The following is a 20,607-nucleotide window of genomic DNA, read 5'->3' on the forward strand; positions in this document are numbered from 1 at the left end:
GTTATTCTTCTCCTTTCATAACTGCTTTGAGATTCTCATACAGCTTCAGATATACTCTATAATTCTTCGTATATGTTTCCTGCTTTCCAATATCAGGGTCATGATACCGCTTCTCTGCAACCGTCTTTTTGACAGCCTCATCAAAGCTGTTGTACATGCCCACCCCGACGCCCGCAAGGATGACGGCCCCAAGCGTGGTGGCTGTATCGGATGACGGCACGACAATCCTCTTGCCGGTCACATCGGACTTGATCTGCGTCCAGAGCAGGGAATTGGCAGAGCCGCCCATAGAGCGAAGCTCACTGACCGATGCCCCCGCCTGTTCTGCCACTTCCAGGTTGTGTCTCAGCGACAGGGCTACCCCTTCCATTGCCGCTCTGATAAAATGTCCTTTCGTCTTGCTGAAATCCAGCCCGTAATAGACTCCCTTCGCATGCGGATCCCAGATAGGGGAACGCTCTCCTGACATATAAGGGAGGAACACCACGCCATCGCTTCCCTCGGAGACTTTTTCGGCCAGCTCATTAAAAAGCTCCAGGGAACTCTTGCCGGTCTCTTTCCCTTTCAACCGTTCATAGTCTGCAAATTCATGCTCCAGCCAGCGCATGACGCCTCCGCCTCCGACCGTTCCTCCCTGAAGGATCCACTGTCCCGGAACGGCATGGAAGCTCAGGATAAGCCGCTCGTCCGCCTTGTATGTATCCATACAGATGCTCATGCCTCCGGCCTGGCCCCCCTGCTCCTGCGTCTCGCCGGGATGTATGGCTCCTGCTCCAAGCGTTCCGCATGCGGCGTCGAGCGCGCCTGCCACGACAGGTATCCCTTCTGCCAGCCCACACTCCGCAGCTGCCCTGGCCGTCACGTTGCCGATGACCTGATGGCTCGCACAGATGTCCGGCAGCATGTCGGGTTCCATGCCAAGTTCACGGCACATATCCTTATCCCACGTACCGTGCCTCATGCTGAAGCAATGGTGCCCGTATCCCTGTGTCAGCTCCTGCGTCACTTCCCCGGTCAGCTTAAATGCTATATAGCTGTTGGACTGCAGGATCTTGTCCGTGTTCTTGTACACTTCCGGCATCTGTTCCTTATACCAGAGCACCTTTGGCGTAGTGTAAGAAGGCTTGAACGGGTTGCCGCACACGTCAAATATCCTCTTCACGCCGATACGGCGGCCCGTCTCCTCACAGATGGCGGCCGCTCTCGTATCCATCCAGATGGGCGTGTTGGCCAGTACATTTCCATCTCCGTCGATGGGAATGGCAGACCAGCTCTGCCCGTCAATGCCGATGCCCGCGATGTCAGACGGCTTGATCTTGCCCTTTTCAATGACTGATTTGACTGCGGAGCAGACCGCCTGCCACCACTCCTCCGGGTTCTGTTCCGCCCATCCCGGATGGGGATAGTATACGTTGTAGCTCCCGCTGGCACTGGCCTGTACATGACCGTTCCCATCGAATACCGCAACTTTGCATGCACTCGTTCCAATATCGATTCCCAATAAATACTGTTCCATAGCACCACTCATTCTTTCTGCTTCTAATATGCCTTGCCGTCACATCCGCATACTTTCATGCGGCCCTTGACAAGCTCTTTCACAGCTTCCATACCGACATTCCCAAGCTTCTTCGGGTCAAATGTCTCCGGCTTCTCTTCCAGAAGCTTCTTGCACGCGTCCGTATATGCGACACGCAGCTCCGTGGCAAAATTCACTTTGCACATTCCTCTGCTGACACATTCCCTCACATCTTCATCACTAAGGCCTGACGCGCCATGGAGTACAAGCGGAACCGGTACGACTTCCTTGATCTGGCTCACCCGCTCCTTATCCAGTACCGGCGTACCCGCATAGAATCCGTGGGCTGTCCCGATGGCGATTGCAAGAGAGGTTGCCCCTGTCCGTTCGGCAAATTCTTTCGCCTCCGCAGGGTCGGTATTCGTATCCGCGTCAGCCTCAAGGTCATCTTCTTTTCCGCCCACCTTGCCAAGCTCTGCCTCGACAGGGATGCCAAAGGCCTTAGCGACATCAGCCACCTTCTTTGTGAGCGCAATGTTCTCTTCAAATGCTTCATGGGAACCGTCAATCATGACAGAGGTATAGCCTGCTTTCATAGCCTGTACCGCAAGCTCAAAGCTGCTGCCGTGATCCAGGTGGAGGCATACGGGAACAGACGCCCTGCCCGCTTCCGCCGCGACCATTCCATAATAGGTATCGAGCGAACCATATTTTACTGTGGACGGCGTCGTCTGCAGCATGACCGGTGCCTTGACCTCCTCCGCCGCTCCTATGACGGCCTTGACCATCTCCATATTCTCTACATTAAACGCGCCTACGGCATATCCGCCCTTCTGGGCATCCAACAACATTTGTTCTGATGTTACTAATGGCATTATTTTTTCTCCTTTTCCTTTGACTCTTTCTCTTTTCCCGGATAGATACATTCGATTCTGTTCTTTTCAAACTCCTGAAGCCACTGTCCTCCCGGCTTCCTGTCCGTCACGATCTTCGTCAGGTCAGTCCACTCGGCAACTTTTGTAAAAGCAATCTCTCCAAACTTGGAGCTGTCTGCCACGAGTATCCTCTCCTTTGCCGATCCCAGCATCATCTTCTTACTGTTCGCGTCCTGCTCATCCGAATCTGTGATGCCTGCCTCCAGGCTGAGCCCTTTGCAGGAGATGATCGCTTTGTCCACATGGTAAGACTGGATCATGCGGTCGGTGTGCGGGCCGACAAGGGCAAATGACTTCTCCCTGGATACGCCGCCGGTGGAGATTACGCTCCACTCGGGCATATCAAACAGTTCCACGATGATCTCAACGGAATTCGTGATAACGGTGAGCTTCTTCTTTTCTTTGAGCGCTTTGGCTATGTACACATCTGTGGAACTGGCGTCCAGCATGATGGCTTCCCCGTCCCGGACCATCCCGACAATCAGGTCTGCCATCTTCTGCTTTTCGACAATCTTCTGATTCTTCCTTATATTGAAGGGCAGGTCGAAGATGCTATGCTCGTTCAGCACCGCACCTCCGTAACTCTTTATGACGAGCCCGTCATTTTCCAGCTTCTCCAGATCCCTGCGTATCGTCTCCTCAGACACCTGGTATGCCTGGCTCAGCTCACTGACGACGACTCTCTTTTCCTTCTGCAGACGTTCCAGTATGTCATTGCGTCTTTCTATTGCAAGCATTCTAACACCTCCGAATCCTGTGTCCTACTTCTCTGCCTTGTCCATGTCAGCAGGATGCCTTCCTGTAAGCCCGTACTGCTTTCTCATGCCGTAGAGCCGCTTGACCTGCTCTTCATCGAGCACCTGCGGCCCTCCCACCTGCATGGCCTGGTATAACAGCCTGGCGTAGAATTCCAGCGACTCCATCTTATGATAGGCGCCAAGGAGCGAGTCTCCATATGTGAGCGCACCATGGTTCTCAAGGAGAACAGCATCATAGTATGGAAGATACTCTGAGATTGCATCCGGTATCTCTTCCGTGGATGGCGTCCCATACTTTGCAAGGGGCACCGTGCCTAGCGCTATGACCGCTTCGGGCATGATGGGCTGCGTCAGTCCCATGCCCGATACGGCAAATGTTGTCGCATACATGGGATGTGCATGTACCACCGATCTGACATCTTCTCTCTCCTTATACACTCGCATATGCATCTTTATCTCAGAAGATGGCTTGAATCCTTCATTCGCTTCTATTACATTTCCTTTGGCGTCAACTTTGCATATGTATTCCGGCGTCATAAAGCCTTTGCTGACTCCCGTCGGGGTACATAAGAATTCGTCGTCATTTAATTTGACCGAAAAGTTGCCGTCATTTGCCGCAACCATTCCACGGTCGTATACCCTTTTCCCTATCTCGCACATCTCTTTCTTGATATCAAGTTCGCTCTGCATGTACATATCCTCCTTATTCTGACATGGTTGGATTGTCTTTGTTTTTCGTTGTTTCTAACTTGATACTATCACACAATTCCATGTAATTCAACTAAAATATGTGTGGTTTTATGTTGTTTTTATGTTTTGATATGGATTTTAAGACAAGCAGAAAGCAGGAGGCCGTCTCCCTTCCCACGGGAGACGGCCTCCTGCCCTTCATATCGTCCTACAGCTCCTGTGCTTTGGTAAGCGCTTTCATGTCTTCTTTCAGATGACTGTAGATATTTTTATATAGCCTGAAATATTCGTTATATTTCTTGTGGTTTTCTTCATCCGGCATAATCTTCTTATCCAGGACCTGCCACTTCTTCACCTCTTCATATGTAAGAATTCCTGTCCCGATTCCGGCCAGCATAACATCTCCCATGTTGGCTTCTACATCATAGATAGGGCAGACGACCGGATAGCCCGTCACATCGGCGAATATCTGTCGCCATACTTTGGACTTCGTGACGCCTCCCGCGATAAGGATATATTCTCCCAGATCCTCTCCCGTCGCTTCCATGGCATCGCGCAGGCAATATGCAACCGCCTCCAGGAAGGCGCGGTAGATATGCCCCTTCGTATGCGTGAGGGACAGGCCTACTATCGTCCCTTTCGCGTCAGAATCCCACACCGGGCTTCTCTCGCCCATAAAATATGGCAGTACGACCAGGCCTTCGCTGCCCGCCGGAATCTCTTCCGCCTGAGCGTTCAGCACATCGTATACGCTTGGTCCGCCGTTCTTCTGGTTCTCGACTTCCCACTGGCAGAGCGTATTCCGGAACCATTTGATAATGGCACCTGCCGTGTTGCCCCCGGCGAAATAGTAGGAGAGATTCTTCGCATCATACAGGTACGGCCATATGATAAGCCCTTTCCCTTTTACCGGCCGGTCGGAGATGAGCGCGGCGCACATGGACGTCCCTATCGCCGCGGCGTACACGCCTGCTTCAAATACGCCGAGCCCGATGTTGGCAGCGCCGCAGTCGATTCCTCCTGCTATGACGGGAAGCCCTTCCCACAGGCCGATCTCTTCGGCCATCTCCTTTTTGAGGCCGCCGACGATATCCGTAGATTCAACTATCCGCTGAGGCATCATAGACAGCGGGATATCCATGGCATCCAGCAGTTCTTCGGACCATACCCGGTCGTTCATATCGAAGATGCCTCCGATATTGCCCGCGGAAGAATAATCGATGGCAACTTCCCCTGTAAGCTTGTATATCACATAATCATTCGGAGGAAGGAACAATCTGGTCCGGGCCCAGTTCTCAGGCTCGTTATTCTTCATCCAGAGTATCTTCGTATATCCATAATAAGGATCTGCACCGTTATGCGTGATCTGGAGCAGCTTTTCCTCGCCGATATGGTCAAGTGCCCACTGCGTCTCCTTCTGGGCACGTCTGTCCATCCATATCATGCAAGGCCTTACAGGCTTCATCTCCTCGTCGAGGGGGATGCCGGAGCCGCCATACAATCCGCTGATGGCAATCCCCTTGATTTCTTCCTTTTTGACGCCGGATTCCTTCACCGCTTTTTCAACGGTCTTGCGGATCGATTCTTTGGAAGCCTCATACCAGACGTCCGGCCACTGCTCTGCCCAGAGCGGCTTCGGCGTAAGCACGTCATATTCTTCCAGGTCCTGCGCGATCAGCCTGCCCTTCGTATCCATAAGAATCGTCTTAGTCCCCGATGTTCCAATGTCCGTTCCCAATAAATATTCCATTGTATCTCCTCCTAATCATCATTTCCTAATTGTTCTGCAATAACAGCTATCTTTCAAAGATTATTCGACTCGTCCTCGCCGTCCCAGATGTCCCTCCAGCTTTCGGCACTTTCCCAGAGGAATACTTTTCCTTTGATAAGACGGGCGTTCCTGTCCGCTTTCTGCAGCATCTCCATCTCGGCATCTGTAAGAAAATCTTCTGTCGTACATCTTAAGTTGCCCGTATATTCTTCCGGATAAACTGAAAAAGGAATGGGTACATGTCCCCTCTGCACGGCCCATTTCACGCATATCTCAGCGGGATGGCAGTGGTGTGCCCGTGCGATTTCCTGAAGTTCCTCCATCTCGAATGTAACCACATCTCCTTCTTCCGTATCACGCTCCGGCCGGCACGGCGATCCCATCGGGCTGAAAGCAACCGGCAGGATATCATGCCTGATGCAGTATTCAAAAAGCTTCGGCTGCTGGAAGGCAGGATTGATCTCCACCTCCAGGACGACAGGCTTGATCCTGCACAGCGGCAGCACCTGCTCGAGCTTGGTGATCGTCATATTAGACATGCCAAGACTTCTGACAATCCCCATGTCAACCAGTTGTTCCATCTGCCTCCACACCGACAGATACTCCGCCGCCGAGAACGGGACCGCATCCGGATTCCTGCCTTTAAGCCTGGCACCCGGAGCATGGTAGTTCGGGAATGGCCAGTGCACCATATACACGTCTACATAGTCAAGTCCAAGATCCCGGAGGCTCTTGGCACATGCGACAAGTACATCCCCCTGTCCGTGCATGTCATTCCAAAGCTTTGTCATTACGGTCAGCTCCTGCCGGCTGACGATCCCTTCCTCGAATGTGCGGGACAGCACCCGGCCGATATCTCTCTCATTGCCATAAGCTGCCGCACAGTCTAAAAGGCGGTATCCGGCTTTTATCGCTCCGTATACCGCATCGGCCACCTCCTCCGGCGTATACCGGTCATTGCCGAATGTCCCCATGCCGATACCGGGGATGACCATCCCGTTGCTCAGCCTTCTCTGCGGAACTGCCGCCGGATTCACACTCTCCATACGCATCCTCCTCATCCTCTGCCGGACAGACGGATGACAGGAGAATGCCATCCTGTATCCGCCCGGATTATTTGACTGCACTGATAAGTAAACTAGTTTTATAAAATCTATTTATATATTAAACCATTGTCAATATTCTGTCAATCCAAATTCTACGAATTCCATTCCAGCATGTACTTCTGAAATTCCACCGCGCGTCTGGCATCTTCATCCAGCCTCGTCTCATCTGCTCCCCTGCTGATATCTCTCCACACCTTGATATCGGCTCCGACCTGGCCGCCCATGCGTACGAAAGGCTCCATGACTACCGTCCCGTCGTATCTGATATCGCGGAGGGCGTCGCCTATCTCGCGCCACGGCGTGCGTCCTTTTCCGGGAACCATCCGGTTACATTCGCCTGTATGGAAGTGTCCAAGGAGCTTTCCTGCACGGCGTATTGCATCTCCGATGCTGGATTCCTCGATATTCATATGGAACGTATCCAGCATGACCTTTACATTGTCCATGCCGACTTCTTCCACGAACTTTACGCCTTCCTCTGAAGTATTCAGGATATGGCTTTCAAAGCGGTTCAGCACCTCCATGCCCATATTGATACTATACCCGGCTGCTATCGGGGCCAGGTTCCGGATGCCTTCCACGCTCCGCTTCCAGTCTTCCGCCTTATCGGCAGCCGCGAAATCTACCGGCCAGTAAGAGTAGAGCGCTCCTCCTATGAGATGGATGTCGAGGGCCGCCATCACTTCAAACAGCTTCTTATACCATTCTAGCGCCTCTTCCCTTATCTGCGCATCTGAAGAACCTATATTGTGGTTGACGGTCGGTCCATACCCTGCCGTCAGTATAATCCCGTTGTCATCAGCGCACTTCTTCAGATCCATAACATCCTGCCGCGAGTAATCCGGCAGCGGCGCGGCTCCAATTTCCAGTATATCAAATCCAAGCTTCGCCACCTTCTCGATATAGCGTTTATAATCTGCCGCCCACTCTTGTTCCCAATATGCGTAATAGATACCATGTTTCATTTTCGTTCCCTCCTTCAGGATATGTTTATATTGCCAGTCCTTCCCGTATCACCGTACAGGATAGTGATATACTTTAATGTCAAATGACCTATGGATCATGTTCCTTGCCTCTTCCTTATCGGAAAATGCTCCGCGGCTGATCATCTGAGCCACGATGTTGCCGATAGCGGTCCCTTCCGTCGGACCGACATGGACTTCCTTCCCTGTCGCCCTGGCTGTCAGCTTGTTCAGGTATTCCGCATTGCCTCCCCCTCCGACGATATGTATTCTGCTGTATGTCCTGCCGGTAGACGCCTCGATCCCCTTGATCGTCCTGTCGTAACATTCCGCGAGACTTGCATACACACAGGTGGCTGTCTCACCCAGCGTCTCAGGCACCTGCTGCCCTGTCCTCCTGCAGTAATTCTTAATCTCCTCGATCATATTGTCGGGGGCCATAAAACAGTTGTCTGTCACATCGACTCTGGACGGAAAGCTGTCCGCTTCTGCCGCCCTGTCGCATATCTCTGCGAAGCTGTACCTGTCGTCCAGGTTATGCCTTACGGACTGGATCATCCATAGGCCCATGATATTGCGCAGATAACAGATTTTGGAGTCATATCCTCCCTCATTCGTAAAATCATTGGCGCGGCTCAGTTCCGTGCAGTCCGGCGTGTCTCTCTCCACACCGAGCAGAGACCATGTCCCGGAACTGATGAAGGCATAATCGTCATCGTTAGCCGGGACTGCCAGAATCGCTGACCCGGTGTCATGGGTGCAGGGCAGAACGATATCCATGTCAAATCCAAATTCCTCCACGAGATGCGGGCGCAGCTTCCCTAGCTTTTCCCCCGGCATCGCAATGCGCTGGAACAGCTCTTTTTCAAACCCAAGCTTTTCTATGAGTTCATAATCCCAGTTTCTCTCATGGGCATCGACGAGCTGGGAAGTGGTCGCTTCCGTATATTCGTTCACCTTCACCCCGGTCAGCAGAAAGTGGAAATAATCCGGCACAAACAGCAGCACCTTCGCCCGGTCCAGATATCCGGGACTATGTTTCTTCTCTGACATGAGCTGGAATATCGTATTGAACATCATCTTTTCAATTCCGGTCCTTTCATACAGCTCTTTCTCCGGAATGATCCTGTATACCTCTTCGTCCATGCCGTCCGTGCGCCTGTCTCTATAGCCCACCATGTCGCCGAGCACCTCGTCATTTTCATCGAGAAGGACATAATCCACTCCCCATGTGTCTATTCCCATGCTGATGGGAATCTTGCCTATCTCTTTGCATCTTTTAATCCCATTCTTAATATGTTCAAACAACTTCCGGTGGTCCCAACAGAGACGTCCATCTTTTTTAATCATTCCATTCTGGAAACGGTATACCTCTTCCAAAACTATCTTTCCATCTTCTATGCTGCCAAGAATATGGCGTCCGCTTGACGCTCCGATATCCACTGCCAAATAATAAACCGGCATCGCCTTTCCTCCTGTCTGGTCGTGAATAATATTTATGCTGTACCGTAGTGCTTTCTGATCATGTCTTTCTCAAACTGCAGCAGAAACTGCGCTTCCCTGTCAATGGCCTCCTCTGACGGATTGTCGATGAGGTTCCTCCACACTTTAATATCTCTTCCGACTTCACCGCCCATCTGTATGAATGGCTCGGATACGATGCTCCCCTCATAGCCGATGTCATGCAGCGCACCGAATATCTCATCCCAGTCCAGGTGCCCTTTCCCCGGAACGACACGATTATTCTCTCCTGTGTGGAAATGTTTCAGGTATGTGCCCACAGAGCGGATGGCGTCGCCGATTGAACGTTCTTCTATATTCATGTGGTATGTATCCAGAAGTATCCCTGCCTTGTCACTCTCAATCTGCTTTACATAGTCAAGCGCCTCTTCCGCCGTATTCATTACGACACCTTCAAATCGGTTCACTACTTCTACGCAGTACGTCACGTCAAAGTCTTCTGCCGTCTTGACAACCTCCCGCACACTCTCGATGCTGTGTTTCACAATCTCGCTCTTGTCATCCACGATATAGTCCGGGCTGCCCCATCCTGCATAGTTGACACCGGACAGCAGCTTCCCGTCCATGAACCCGATGCGCTCTACGATTCGTTTAAGGTAATCAATTCCTCTGGCTCTCACTGTCCCGTCGGTGCTGGAGACATCGTACTGTGGATTCAGGCCGAGGCTGTAGGTCAGCTCGATACCGGAGCCGAGCGCCGCCTTCCTGACTTCCGACATCCTCTCCTTATCCATATCCAGAAGCGCCTGCGCCTGAAACTCCAGAATATCGAAGCCGAGGGCGGAGGCTTTTTTTATGTATGCTATTTGGTCCGCCTCCCAGTCCTTTACCCAAAAATTCATGAAAATACCTATTTTGTTCATATCATTTCTCCTTTCTGATTCCATGTCTTCACCGCCCCAAGTCCGCCTCCAGCTCATAATAAGCCCTGAGGCATCTGTACCCTTCTTCAAACAGCGCTTTCTGCCTGTCATACGTTGCTCTGTTATCCATGTTAGGATGGAAGGCAAGTTCAGGCTTGACAAACTGGTGTATGACCGAGAAGTCTCTGAATGCACCTACCCCGACACCTGCAATAACCGCTGCCGCAACAGATGTAGCCGTCTCCACATGGTCAAGCCGGTGCAGCGTGACCCCGAGCACGTCTGAGAGAATCTGGGCAACAACGTCTCCCTTTGCCCCTCCTCCGGTCAGCACCAGCTCGTCAACATGCGCATGTTCCCCGTGTGCTTTCAGTATCAAGTCCAGGTTCATCGCCACGCCTTCCAGAACCGCCCTGATATAATCGCATTTTTCATGCTCCATCTTGATTCCGAGAAAACTTCCGGAAGTATCCGGATTCCATCTCGGACTCCGCTCCCCGAGCATATAAGGCAGAAACACAAGGCCCTTAGCCCCGGCAGGGGAATGCATGACAAGCCTGTTCAATATATCATATACGGATCCGCCTTCCTGCTCTGCATGCTGTTCCTCCTCCCGGCACAGGGCCTTCTTGATATAGGAATAAGAGCTCCCCGCAGCCTGCATCGTGCCACATGGCATATATTTTCCGGGTATGACGTGCCCGAAGCAGATCAGCGTCTTCTCGTTGTCCAGGAATACTTCGTCCGAGGTCCCTGCTATCCACGCGGACGTACCGAAGGAGAGGAACATCTGGCCTTTCTCTATGCTTCCTGCTCCAAGCGCCGAGCATGGCCCGTCACCCCCACCGCATACTACCTTCGTCTCCGCCTCGATGCCAAGCGCCGCGGCCGCCTCCGGAAGCAGCTGTCCGATTACGTCCGTAGACGCATGTAGTTCGGGCATCTTTTCCGCCTCTATCCCTGCGGCTTCAAGAACCTCCTGCGACCACTCCATCCTCCTTAGGTCGAAGGCATCTGTACCGGAGGCTTCCGAATAATCGGTCACAAATCTTCCTGTCAGCCTGCAGATGATGTAATCCTTAGCCAGCAGCATCTTATAAGTACGTCCATACAGTTCAGGCTCATTGTCCCGTATCCACATCAGCTTCTCGATACTGTAGCTCGCGCTGGCCCTGTGCCCGTTCAGTTCATACATCCGCTGTCTGCCGACGCGCCGGACAAGCATACGTGCCTGCTCCTCTGCCCGCAGGTCAGCCCATATCATGGCCGGGCGCAGTACATTACCCTGCCGGTCCACGATAACACAAGCCTGCATCTGCGAAGAAAATGAGATGCCGAGTACATCCGCGGGGCATATTCCTTCCACGATCTTCCTCGTAGCAGTGCAGACTGCGTTCCACCAGTCAAGGGGATTCTGTTCGGCACAATTCTTATGGAAAAAATGTACATCATAGGGCACGGTGTAACTCTTTATCAGCCTGCCATCTGTCGAAAACAGAGACGCTTTGTCGCTTGACGTTCCCATATCATGGGCAATCAGGTATTTATCCAATCTTCTTCTCCCTCTTTTAGCCATTAACGCCTTCTCTGGCCTGGCTTTTTTGTCCGCCTGGCCTATTGCGATTATTATAGCATACGATATGGAAAAAGTAAACTTAAGAAATATATTTAGTTTCGTACGAAACCAACAATCTTGACATAAGGTATTTTCTGTGCTAGTATACTAGTAATTCACATAGCGATAGGAACGTAGTCAGGAGGGATATCAATGAAAGAACGGCACACTGCGCTTCTGGAATATGTCATACGGCACGGCAGGACAGAGGTGAACACACTTGCCGCGTATCTCCACACATCCAAGGTAACGGTCCGCAAGGACCTGGATTATCTGGCGGAGCGGGGGATGCTGAAGCGGGAACGTGGTTATGCTGTCCCGAACGATCCGGGCGACATCAATTACCGGATGGCGCTTCATTATAATAACAAGCAGAGCATCGCCCGCAGGGCAGCTACCTGCGTACAGGACGGCGAGACGCTCATTATCGAATCCGGCTCTACCTGTGCGCTGTTTGCAGATGAACTGGCAAAGTCCAAGAAAAATGTCACTATCATCACGAACTCTTTCTATCTGGCCAATTACCTGAAAGGTTACACGAACATACAGCTTATCGTGCTGGGAGGGACGCTCCAGCCCCACGGCCAGTCACTTGTAGGGCCGCTGACGAAAAGTGCCGTGGGCGCTTTCCACGTCGAGAAGATCTTCGTGGGGACAGACGGTTATTCCCGCACGGCCGGCTTTACCGGGGATGATCTCATACGGTCCGATACATTGAGCTCTATGACCGGTTCCGCAGACCATACGTATGTGCTTGCCGGCTCGGAAAAGTTCAGCCAGCCCGGCTCTGTCGCTTTCCTGGACTTGAAAGACGTATATGAGGTAATTACGGACGGAGAGATTCCGGCAGAGGAGCGCGATTATCTGGAAGAACAGGGAATCATCGTCACAATCGCATAATCCGGCGTTCCGGTCCGAAGGGGATACACGCCGCTATAACAGGAGGTTATCATGAAATATCTATTAGACACCGCCAGCCTTAAGGATATCGCACATTACTGTGAGATATTCCCCATAGCCGGCGTTACATCCAACCCGTCCATCGTAAAAAGAGAAGGGCAGATCGACTTCTTTTCACACATGGGAGCGATCCGGTCTATCATCGGCAGAGAGAAGCCGCTTCATATACAGGTAGCGGCACTTGACGCGGAGGGGATGCTGAAGGACGCGGATGCTATCCTGGAAAAAGTAGACCCGGACGTATATGTCAAGGTTCCGGTCACGATGGAGGGAATCAAAGCTATCCGGCTTATGAAAGCCCGTAATATCCGCACGACCGCCACCGCGGTCTACAGCAGACAGCAGGGGTTCCTGGCCATGGAGGCGGGCACGGATTACATCGCCCCTTATTATAACAGGATGGAACATATGGGGCTGGACGCCGGGGATGTCATCGCGTCTATGGTGGAAATGATCGACCGTTACAGCTATCCGTCACAGATTCTGGCAGCCAGCTTCAAGAATGCCGGCCAGGTTGACCGGGCCTTCCTTGCAGGGGCCCACACGGCCACCATGGATCCCGCTATCCTGGAATCCGCACTGACGCAGCCACACATTATAAATGCGGTCGATACATTTGACGCAGACTGGAAATCCGTATTTGGAGATAAGATGATATCAGAGCTTTAATACGCATTGCAATAACGGATTGTAAAAATGTGCCGGATATAGTAAAATATAGCTAATTATAAGAAAAGGGGTGTCGATAATGGATAAAAAAGTATTAGACTATGTTGTGGAAAAATCGCACGAACTGATGAATGCACCGACATGCAGCAAAGAGACGAAAGAAGCCGCCGAGGCGTGGCTTAATGCGGTCGGTACGGAAAAGGAAGCAGAAGTGACCAGAAGCTATATCGCCGAGTTGGAAGAAGATATCATGCCGATTGATACTTTGATCGGTTTTGCAGAGTCCGAGGGGGGCGCCCAGGTATTCGGAGCTGACAAGGCAAAAGACGTAGCGGCACATGCCAGAGAGATCAAATCAGCCGGAGCCGCATACTGCGACTGCCCTGCCTGCGTTGTAGTGGCAGAGATTCTCGAAAAGAAGGACATGCTTCTGTAGTAACGATTTCTGCGGATCTATATGTGTACATAGGATGAAGAGCGGGGTTGCTGCCCCGCTCTTCTGCTTATCCAACAATTCCGGTTTCATCTGATGCTTTTGAACCCTCTTCCAGTATCCCTTCCATAAGGTAGAGATCCGCCACCCAGCCGCCCGCCATGCCGCACTGGTTCTGGAGCGAGGTAAAAATCTGCTTTACAGCCGCATTCAGGTTCTGCCTGTACATGATGACTTGGGCACTGTCATTTTTTGACAGTTCATCCACAGCAGCTATCTGAATATCTGAACCTGTTCTCTTGCATAGTTCCGCCGTCAGTTCGCCGCTCTCTCTGTCACTGCATATGACGGCGTCAGCCATAGCTTCCTTCCCGCTCACGAGCAGCTCTTCTAGCATAGCCGCGCTTCTTTCTGCATCCTTCCATGGCAGGATGAGAAGGCGGGCCGCCGGGCCGGCCATCTTCCTGTACGCCTGTTCACGCATACGGATACTGTACGCGTCCTGCAGATTCCATCCAATATAAACGACATCTTCATATCCGCGCCGCCTAAGGGCTTCATACAATGTCTGTACCGCCAGGCTGTTGTCCAGCGCTATACAATCTGCATAAGGAAGCCCTTTGTCCGTATCAAAGAACACCAGGTTCATGCCGAGGGCACGCAGCCGCTTCAGCTTATCCGGATCTGCCGTCATATCATCCAGCCAGACGACTACATTGCGAAGCCCCCTCTTATACAGCCTGTAAAGGCAGCGTTCCAGCTCCTCCGCGCGGGGCTTTTCCACATAGAGCAGAAGCGCTCCTTCTTCCTGAGCATGATTCTGGAAACGGGCGATAAATTCCGAGAAGAACGGATTCCTGGCCGGGGCTATGAGCACGACCATATCCAGTTCGCCTTTATTCCCCACATTGCGAAGCGTAACTCTTGTCCCTCTGCCCACCTCGCGCACGACCAGGCCGTCCTCCTCAAGAATCTCAAGGGATCTGCGTACTGTGACACGGCTTACATGGAGCAGTTCTTCCAGCTCCCGCTCAGGCGGAATCCGGTCGCCGTCCTCATAATGCCCCTCGAATATCTCGTCACAGATTTTATTTTTTACAATCTCATATAAATTTTCATTCACCATAATAAACCTATCTTACATGCTCGTGGATTCCATGTCCAGACGCTTGATGATATCCTCCTGAATATCCGGCGACAGGTCCAGGAAGTTGACAAATGTGCCGTGGATCCTCATGATATAGACTCCGCCCGGCGCGTACTTCTTCGGATTCTCAAGCACCTTTCTGAGCATCTCAGGCGTTGTAACATTTACGTACAGATAGAACGGCGCTATCCCTTCTTTCTTCGGGTTATAAAAGAGGGGCGCTATGATCTTGTTCTTGAACTCGATCCCTTTTTCTTCAAACGACTCCGACCTGAAATAATTCGGATTCACACCGAGGTGGGAGGCGCAGCCTCCATTCATCTTGTCAAATGGCAGCTTCATATTAGACATCATCCTGAATCCGAGACCCGAATGTGCTTCACCGTACAGCGGGTCGATCCCGTAGCCGAGCTGCTCTCTGGCTCTGCGCCCGTCGGGTGTCGCCCCCACCCAGTATCCATACAGCAGATGGGTAGACGGGGACGCCCAGTCCGCCCGGAAGGGATTCCCGAGGTAATTTTTCCTGGAGGCAACAAGGTCGCTGGCTCTCCCTGCTATTTCTGCCGCTTCGTCATCCACTTTCGCAATATTGTTGCCGTATTTCACTGCCTTGAGCAGATACTGCCGCATCTCTGGATCATGTGTGAAATCATCCCGGAGCGCTTCCAGCAGCCTGCCTGCATCTTCAGGCCTCTCATCGAGCAGCGTATCAATGGCCGCAAAAGAGTCCGCCACGACAGATAGTCCGTGGATCAGGCAGCCGCTGCCGTTATATTTCGTCCCCTGTGCCTTCGTGTCCCTCACATCGACTCCACTTTCAATTCCGCCCATCAGGGAAGACAGAAATGGCACCTGCAGCAGTGAGATTGCCTCCGAAGCGGCATTGGCACACGCGGTCATCTTATCCACATACCGTTCCAGATTCTCGTAGAAGACCGTGCGGATGTTCCGTAACAAGTCCAGTTCCGTACTATATCCGTTTTCTTCATTGCTTCTGCCGAATTTCTTACCGGAGATTGTCGAGACGCCGCCGTTTAAGCACAATTCCAGCACCTTTGCCATATTTAGCCAGCTGTTTGTCGTGTTGCCGTTATCTTTCCCCATAATGAGAGGTTCCTGGCAGCCTGCCACGGAGTAGTCCTCCAGATCCTCCGGATCCACCTTGTTCCTGTCTTTTAATATTTCAAATACTGAATCGTCATTAAAGAAAGACGGGGTCAGGCAGCCTGGCGTAAACAAGAACCTTCCGAGGCTTTCGTACAGTTCATCCGGCGTATTCTTATGCAGCTTCACCGACAGGATAGGCTGCGGCAGGTTCATGTCATAGTACGCATCCAGAAGCGCGTAGGATGTAAGGTTCGTCATATCTTCTCCCGCCAATGACCGCCCGCCGATAATCAGGTTCTGCGAGATGGCCCAGCTCCGGTCTGCCACATTGTAAAAGACGAGGAGGTGCTTCAGCAGCGCCGCCGCCATATCCCGCTCGGTGTCTTCTGCCAGCCGGTACGGTTCAAATATGCGGTCTGCATTCCCTACGGAGAACGCATACGGGTTCGGTGTCTGCTCCAGGCACATCACCTGCCACATGAGGAGGAAGGACTGTATAGCCTCGTAGAGGTTGCACGCTCCATGTGCCGGTACTTTTCCAAGCGTCTCCGCCATGATTACGAACCGTTCCCGGTCTCTGCCTTCTGCCGCTTCTGCTTTCTCCTGCGCCAGCCGGGCATATCTGCCGGCTAACACGATTACGGCGTCAAGCGCAGTGTCTATCGCCTCATAGTACACCCGCTTCTTTTCGCACGTCTCCTCCTCCTGCCGTTCCTTTATCTGCCGCTTGAGCCCCTCGACCCCGATCCGCAGTACGGGACGCATATCCGGTATGAGATGTCCCGTCACCTGTTCGATAAAGAATATGGCTTCGCTCGTATCCTCTCCGGCCTTATCGTATGCGCCGCAGAGCGCCCTGGAGAATTTCGTATTCATGTTATATTCTTTCAGGTCATCTATGCGTTCCTGCGTAATATCTCCGATAGGCTCGATATCCCCAAATACAGCGGCCGGGTCACAGTAACCGGTAAAAGAGTCTACGGAGAATGCCGGGTTGATAAGTGCATATGACCTGGCAAACGCATCGTCCTGCGTCCCCGCAAACACATGGTGGTCGCTGAGCCAGAGGGGAATCTTTTCCGCTACCGTGACAAGCGTCCTGGCAATCCGTATGCAGTCCGGCTCCTCTTTATATTCGCGGTCGCACTCCCGCATGATCTCTTTGGCAAGAAACCAGCCTTCCAGATGGTCTATCGCCCGCTCTTCCTGAAATCTTTTTTTCGCCAGGTCCGTAATCTCACCGGCGCTTAATATCTTTTCAATCTTCATATCCGCTGCTCTCCTTATATGGATCATATGATTTTCCATGCACCTGTGAAGGTCTGGTCACGTTCTTCTATAACGGCAGCCCAATAAAGCGACTGATTCGCGGAATTCTTTGAGTGTCTCATCCTTCACATATGCATCTGCGGCCATCTTACATTCCCATCCGCATTCTTCCCATTTTTTTCTGCCGAATTCGTGATATGCCAGCACTTCAAACGTCACGTTATCTCCTTTGATCTCGTCGAAAAACGTGAGGAATCCTTTCCGGTCGTCCGGACCGTCATTCACCCCGCCAATCAGAGGTACGCGCACATGGAGCTTCGGGTGGCGGGCCGCTGCCTCCCTTATGTTGCTCAAGACACCGCTGCAAGGGACGCCCGTGTACCGTTCATGCTTTCCGGCACTGCAATGCTTGCAGTCTATGATGAGCTCGTCAATAAGCGCAAACAGTTCCGGCAGCCTGTGATGTGTCCCGTTCGTCTCTATTGCAGTGTGTATGCCGTGGTCTTTCAGCATGTGAAGCACCTCTTTTAGTTCCTTGAACTGCATGGTTGCTTCTCCGCCGGTAAAGGTCACCCCGCCACCGTCATAAAACATCATTTCATTCGCACATGCCTCGCGGAATACTTCTTCCGGCGTCTCTTCTTCGTAAGACAAGCACATGCCCTTTGTATCATGTTCTGTGATACACTCTTTCTTTTTGCATGTGCGGCACATATCCCTGTCTACATGCGTCCCCTTAATGGCGCCGTGGGGACAGACAGATTCCAGTATCCATTCGCTGTCCGCGATGATTACGCCATCCGGCTCCATCCCTTCCGGATTGGCACACCAGGGGCATTTCATATTGCAGCCCTGGAGGTGGTAGACAAGCCGGTTGCCGCTCCCGTCCTGTGAATAGTTGAATCCTTTTTGAAATATCTTCATCACATATCTCCGCCGCTTCTTCCCTTACATATGGAACAGATCTTTGTTATGTCCGTACAGTTCTCGGTAAACCGCGAACTGTTCTTCATAATATTTCTGGTTCTCGCGGTTCGGCGTCACGACCGTGTCTTTCATATGCACGAGCCGGGCACACGCCTCTTCGTAGTCCGCATATTCTCCGCTGGCGACTGCCGCTGTTATCGCTGCTCCTATTCCTGCCTGTTCGTTACCAACATTCGTATAGATGTCGCAGTCGAATATGTCCGCCTGCATCTCCAGGAACAGCCGTCCTCTTGCTCCGCCGCCAGACGCGATAATCTTGCTGTACTCGATGCCAAGCCCTTTGAATATCTCGATGGATGTGCGCAGGCCGAATACGATTCCTTCCATCGTGCTTCTAATCATATGTTCCCTTCCATGCCGGAGCGTCATGCCGAAATAGATCCCTTTGGCACCAGGGTCATTGTATGGCGTCCTCTCTCCGCTCAGATACGGAAGGAATACGAGCCCTTCGCTGCCCGCCGGAGCCTCTGCCGCCATCGCTGTCATCTCATCGAACGTATCCATATAGAGAATCTCGTTCATAAGCCATTTCAGCGCAACTCCACCGCTCAAGTGGGCTCCCATCAGCATCCACAGGTCTTCCTTCACATGGCAGAACGTGTTCGTGCGATACGTTTCATCATACAGCGGTTCATTAAATCCGCCCGATATCTGGCATGCAGTCCCAATATTAGCTGCCAGTGTCCCAGGTCCGATGATGCCGTTGCCTACGCCCTGCATCAAGGTGTCGCCACCGCCGCAGGCAATCTTTATGCCCTGCTTCAGTCCTGTCATTTCCGCGCATTCCTTCGTCACTGTTCCGACCACATCACATGACTCATGGCACTCCGGGAAAATATCCCTGTCTATGCCAAGCCGGTCTATCAGTTCCCAGGCCCACCGGCGCCGCTTCGTATCAAATATAGCGCCGCTTGAAGCATCTGTCATGTCCGTGCCATATTCCCCGCACATCCGAAATCTTATGTAATCCTTCGGGAACATGACATGTCGTATCTTCTCATAATTGTCCGGCTCATGTTCTTTCACCCACATCAGGGAAGAGATAAGAAATCCTGTGCTGAGGGAATTCAAGGCTACGCTGCGGTACGAGTCCTCCCCCACGACATCGTATATCCTGTGGATCTCATCTTCCGAACGCTGGTCTGCCCATATGATCGCATTGCGTATAAGACGGCCTTGCGCGTCTGTCATGACAAGGCCATGCATCTGCCCGGAATAGCTGATCCCCTGAATACGTGCCGCTTCTTGCGGGTACTTTTTCACCACGTCTGCAATCGTCTTCCGCGAAGCCTCCCACAATATCTCCATATCCTGCTCCGCATATTCCGGCCTGTCTTTTATTATGTCGTATCCAACCTGGGCACTCCCGACCACATGCCCTTTTGCATCCATGAGCAGTGATTTCACGCTGGACGTCCCAATGTCCACACCTAAAAAATAATTCATATGACGTGCACCTCCTTATATTGGTATTGTATTACAATACCAATATTGCGTCAATACTTTATGTACCGATTGTTTCTAAATTAACCATTGAGATAACTGCAATAAACTGTGTTCTTTCATACAAACAATGTTATAATATATTAGGAATACTCAATTATCCAGACCCAGGGTAATGACAGGCGAAAAATATTACATTGGAGGTGTACTATGGCACTTGAAAATAAATTAGGGATTGATGATTCTGTCGCTCTTGCGCGTGAAGAAGAACGTATCAGCAAAAGGAAAGCCATCGAGCTATTTGAAGAGGGGATACTGGAGACGCTTGATGCAGGTAAATTTTCCGCACTTCAAGCGATTCATAAATACCTGTTTGAAGATATCTACGACTTTGCCGGTACTATCAGAACCGTGAATATATCAAAAGGGAATTTTCGATTCGCGCCGTTGATGTATCTAAAGGCCTCTCTAGAAAATATAGACAAGATGCCACAGTCTACCTTTGATGAGATTATTGAAAAATATGTAGAGATGAATATCGCGCACCCCTTCAGAGAAGGCAACGGCCGATGCACCCGTATCTGGCTTGATTTGATTTTGAAAGCAGAAATTGGCCAGGTCATCGACTGGAGCAAAATAGATAAAGAAGATTACCTGATGGCAATGGAGCGAAGCCCAATCAAGGATATCGAAATTAAGCATATTCTGAAAGCAGCACTTACAGACGAGATAAACAGCCGCGAAGTATACATGAAAGGAATTGACCACAGCTACTACTATGAAGGATATATGATATTCAAGGCGGAAGAATTAGGAGTTTAGTAAAGTGGACGCCGCTGACCAGCAACGTCACAC

General features: G+C 51.6%; 18 protein-coding genes. 4 read left to right on the forward strand and 14 right to left on the reverse strand.

Features of this window, described 5'->3' with window-relative positions; translation table 11 throughout:
• Position 1: 1 nt before the first annotated feature.
• From xylB (HJV72_RS12730) to HJV72_RS12775, 10 genes are all read right to left on the reverse strand, one after another.
• The gene (gene xylB, locus HJV72_RS12730; protein WP_208071438.1) at positions 2-1,516 is read right to left on the reverse strand and encodes a xylulokinase; all 1,515 of its coding nucleotides are present in this window, start codon (positions 1,514-1,516) and stop codon (positions 2-4) included.
• A gap of 23 nt (positions 1,517-1,539) precedes the next feature.
• Positions 1,540-2,391 (reverse strand): class II fructose-bisphosphate aldolase, encoded by an 852-nt coding sequence (locus tag HJV72_RS12735; protein WP_066580050.1) that lies wholly within the window; start codon positions 2,389-2,391, stop codon positions 1,540-1,542.
• Positions 2,391-3,188 carry a DeoR/GlpR family DNA-binding transcription regulator gene (locus HJV72_RS12740; RefSeq protein WP_066580052.1) on the reverse strand — a complete coding sequence of 266 codons (798 nt, stop codon included), beginning with the start codon at positions 3,186-3,188 and terminating at the stop codon, positions 2,391-2,393. The genes HJV72_RS12735 and HJV72_RS12740 overlap by 1 nt, the downstream gene beginning before the upstream one ends.
• 24 nt (positions 3,189-3,212) lie before the next feature.
• On the reverse strand, positions 3,213-3,899 hold the full coding sequence (locus HJV72_RS12745; RefSeq protein WP_066580054.1) for a class II aldolase/adducin family protein: 687 nt from the start codon (positions 3,897-3,899) through the stop codon (positions 3,213-3,215).
• 208 nt (positions 3,900-4,107) lie between these two features.
• The gene (locus tag HJV72_RS12750; protein WP_066580059.1) at positions 4,108-5,649 is read right to left on the reverse strand and encodes an FGGY-family carbohydrate kinase; all 1,542 of its coding nucleotides are present in this window, start codon (positions 5,647-5,649) and stop codon (positions 4,108-4,110) included.
• A 53-nt stretch (positions 5,650-5,702) separates the two neighbouring features.
• On the reverse strand, positions 5,703-6,716 hold the full coding sequence (locus tag HJV72_RS12755; protein WP_330618984.1) for an aldo/keto reductase family protein: 1,014 nt from the start codon (positions 6,714-6,716) through the stop codon (positions 5,703-5,705).
• A gap of 152 nt (positions 6,717-6,868) precedes the next feature.
• The gene (locus HJV72_RS12760; protein ID WP_066580063.1) at positions 6,869-7,741 is read right to left on the reverse strand and encodes a D-psicose 3-epimerase; all 873 of its coding nucleotides are present in this window, start codon (positions 7,739-7,741) and stop codon (positions 6,869-6,871) included.
• 48 nt (positions 7,742-7,789) lie between these two features.
• Positions 7,790-9,202 (reverse strand): rhamnulokinase, encoded by a 1,413-nt coding sequence (gene rhaB, locus HJV72_RS12765; RefSeq protein WP_208071440.1) that lies wholly within the window; start codon positions 9,200-9,202, stop codon positions 7,790-7,792.
• Positions 9,203-9,234: 32 nt separating this feature from the next.
• Entirely contained in the window at positions 9,235-10,122 is an 888-nt protein-coding gene (locus HJV72_RS12770; RefSeq protein WP_208071442.1) for a D-psicose 3-epimerase, read from the reverse strand.
• Positions 10,123-10,150: 28 nt separating this feature from the next.
• The gene (locus HJV72_RS12775; RefSeq protein ID WP_243765628.1) at positions 10,151-11,698 is read right to left on the reverse strand and encodes a xylulokinase; all 1,548 of its coding nucleotides are present in this window, start codon (positions 11,696-11,698) and stop codon (positions 10,151-10,153) included.
• Between the two features lie 192 nt (positions 11,699-11,890).
• On the opposite strand from HJV72_RS12775, the gene HJV72_RS12780 reads away from it, so the two are divergent.
• The 3 genes from HJV72_RS12780 to HJV72_RS12790 all read left to right on the forward strand — a co-directional run bounded on the left by HJV72_RS12780 (position 11,891) and on the right by HJV72_RS12790 (position 13,802).
• Positions 11,891-12,637 (forward strand): DeoR/GlpR family DNA-binding transcription regulator, encoded by a 747-nt coding sequence (locus tag HJV72_RS12780; protein ID WP_066580067.1) that lies wholly within the window; start codon positions 11,891-11,893, stop codon positions 12,635-12,637.
• Positions 12,638-12,688: 51 nt separating this feature from the next.
• Entirely contained in the window at positions 12,689-13,366 is a 678-nt protein-coding gene (locus tag HJV72_RS12785; RefSeq protein ID WP_066580069.1) for a fructose-6-phosphate aldolase, read from the forward strand.
• Between the two features lie 79 nt (positions 13,367-13,445).
• Positions 13,446-13,802 (forward strand): molecular chaperone Hsp90, encoded by a 357-nt coding sequence (locus HJV72_RS12790; RefSeq protein ID WP_066580070.1) that lies wholly within the window; start codon positions 13,446-13,448, stop codon positions 13,800-13,802.
• A gap of 67 nt (positions 13,803-13,869) precedes the next feature.
• Here HJV72_RS12790 and HJV72_RS12795 read toward each other — a convergent pair whose 3' ends face one another.
• Genes HJV72_RS12795 through xylB (HJV72_RS12810) form a run of 4 tightly spaced genes read right to left on the reverse strand, consistent with a single transcriptional unit; the run spans position 13,870 to position 19,755 of the window.
• Complete coding sequence (locus HJV72_RS12795; RefSeq protein WP_208071444.1) at positions 13,870-14,925, reverse strand: GntR family transcriptional regulator; 1,056 nt, start codon at positions 14,923-14,925, stop codon at positions 13,870-13,872.
• Between the two features lie 12 nt (positions 14,926-14,937).
• Positions 14,938-17,322: a pyruvate formate lyase family protein gene (locus HJV72_RS12800; RefSeq protein WP_066580078.1), complete on the reverse strand. Its 2,385-nt coding sequence runs from the start codon at positions 17,320-17,322 to the stop codon at positions 14,938-14,940.
• Positions 17,323-17,379: 57 nt separating this feature from the next.
• Complete coding sequence (locus HJV72_RS12805) at positions 17,380-18,246, reverse strand: radical SAM protein (RefSeq protein WP_208071445.1); 867 nt, start codon at positions 18,244-18,246, stop codon at positions 17,380-17,382.
• Between the two features lie 24 nt (positions 18,247-18,270).
• The gene (xylB, locus tag HJV72_RS12810; RefSeq protein WP_208071446.1) at positions 18,271-19,755 is read right to left on the reverse strand and encodes a xylulokinase; all 1,485 of its coding nucleotides are present in this window, start codon (positions 19,753-19,755) and stop codon (positions 18,271-18,273) included.
• Between the two features lie 207 nt (positions 19,756-19,962).
• On the opposite strand from xylB (HJV72_RS12810), the gene fic reads away from it, so the two are divergent.
• Positions 19,963-20,574 (forward strand): protein adenylyltransferase Fic, encoded by a 612-nt coding sequence (gene fic / locus HJV72_RS12815; RefSeq protein ID WP_208071447.1) that lies wholly within the window; start codon positions 19,963-19,965, stop codon positions 20,572-20,574.
• The last annotated feature ends 33 nt before the right edge of the window (positions 20,575-20,607 follow it).

It is taken from the genome of Extibacter sp. GGCC_0201 (assembly GCF_017566055.1).
Lineage (GTDB): Bacteria > Bacillota > Clostridia > Lachnospirales > Lachnospiraceae > Extibacter.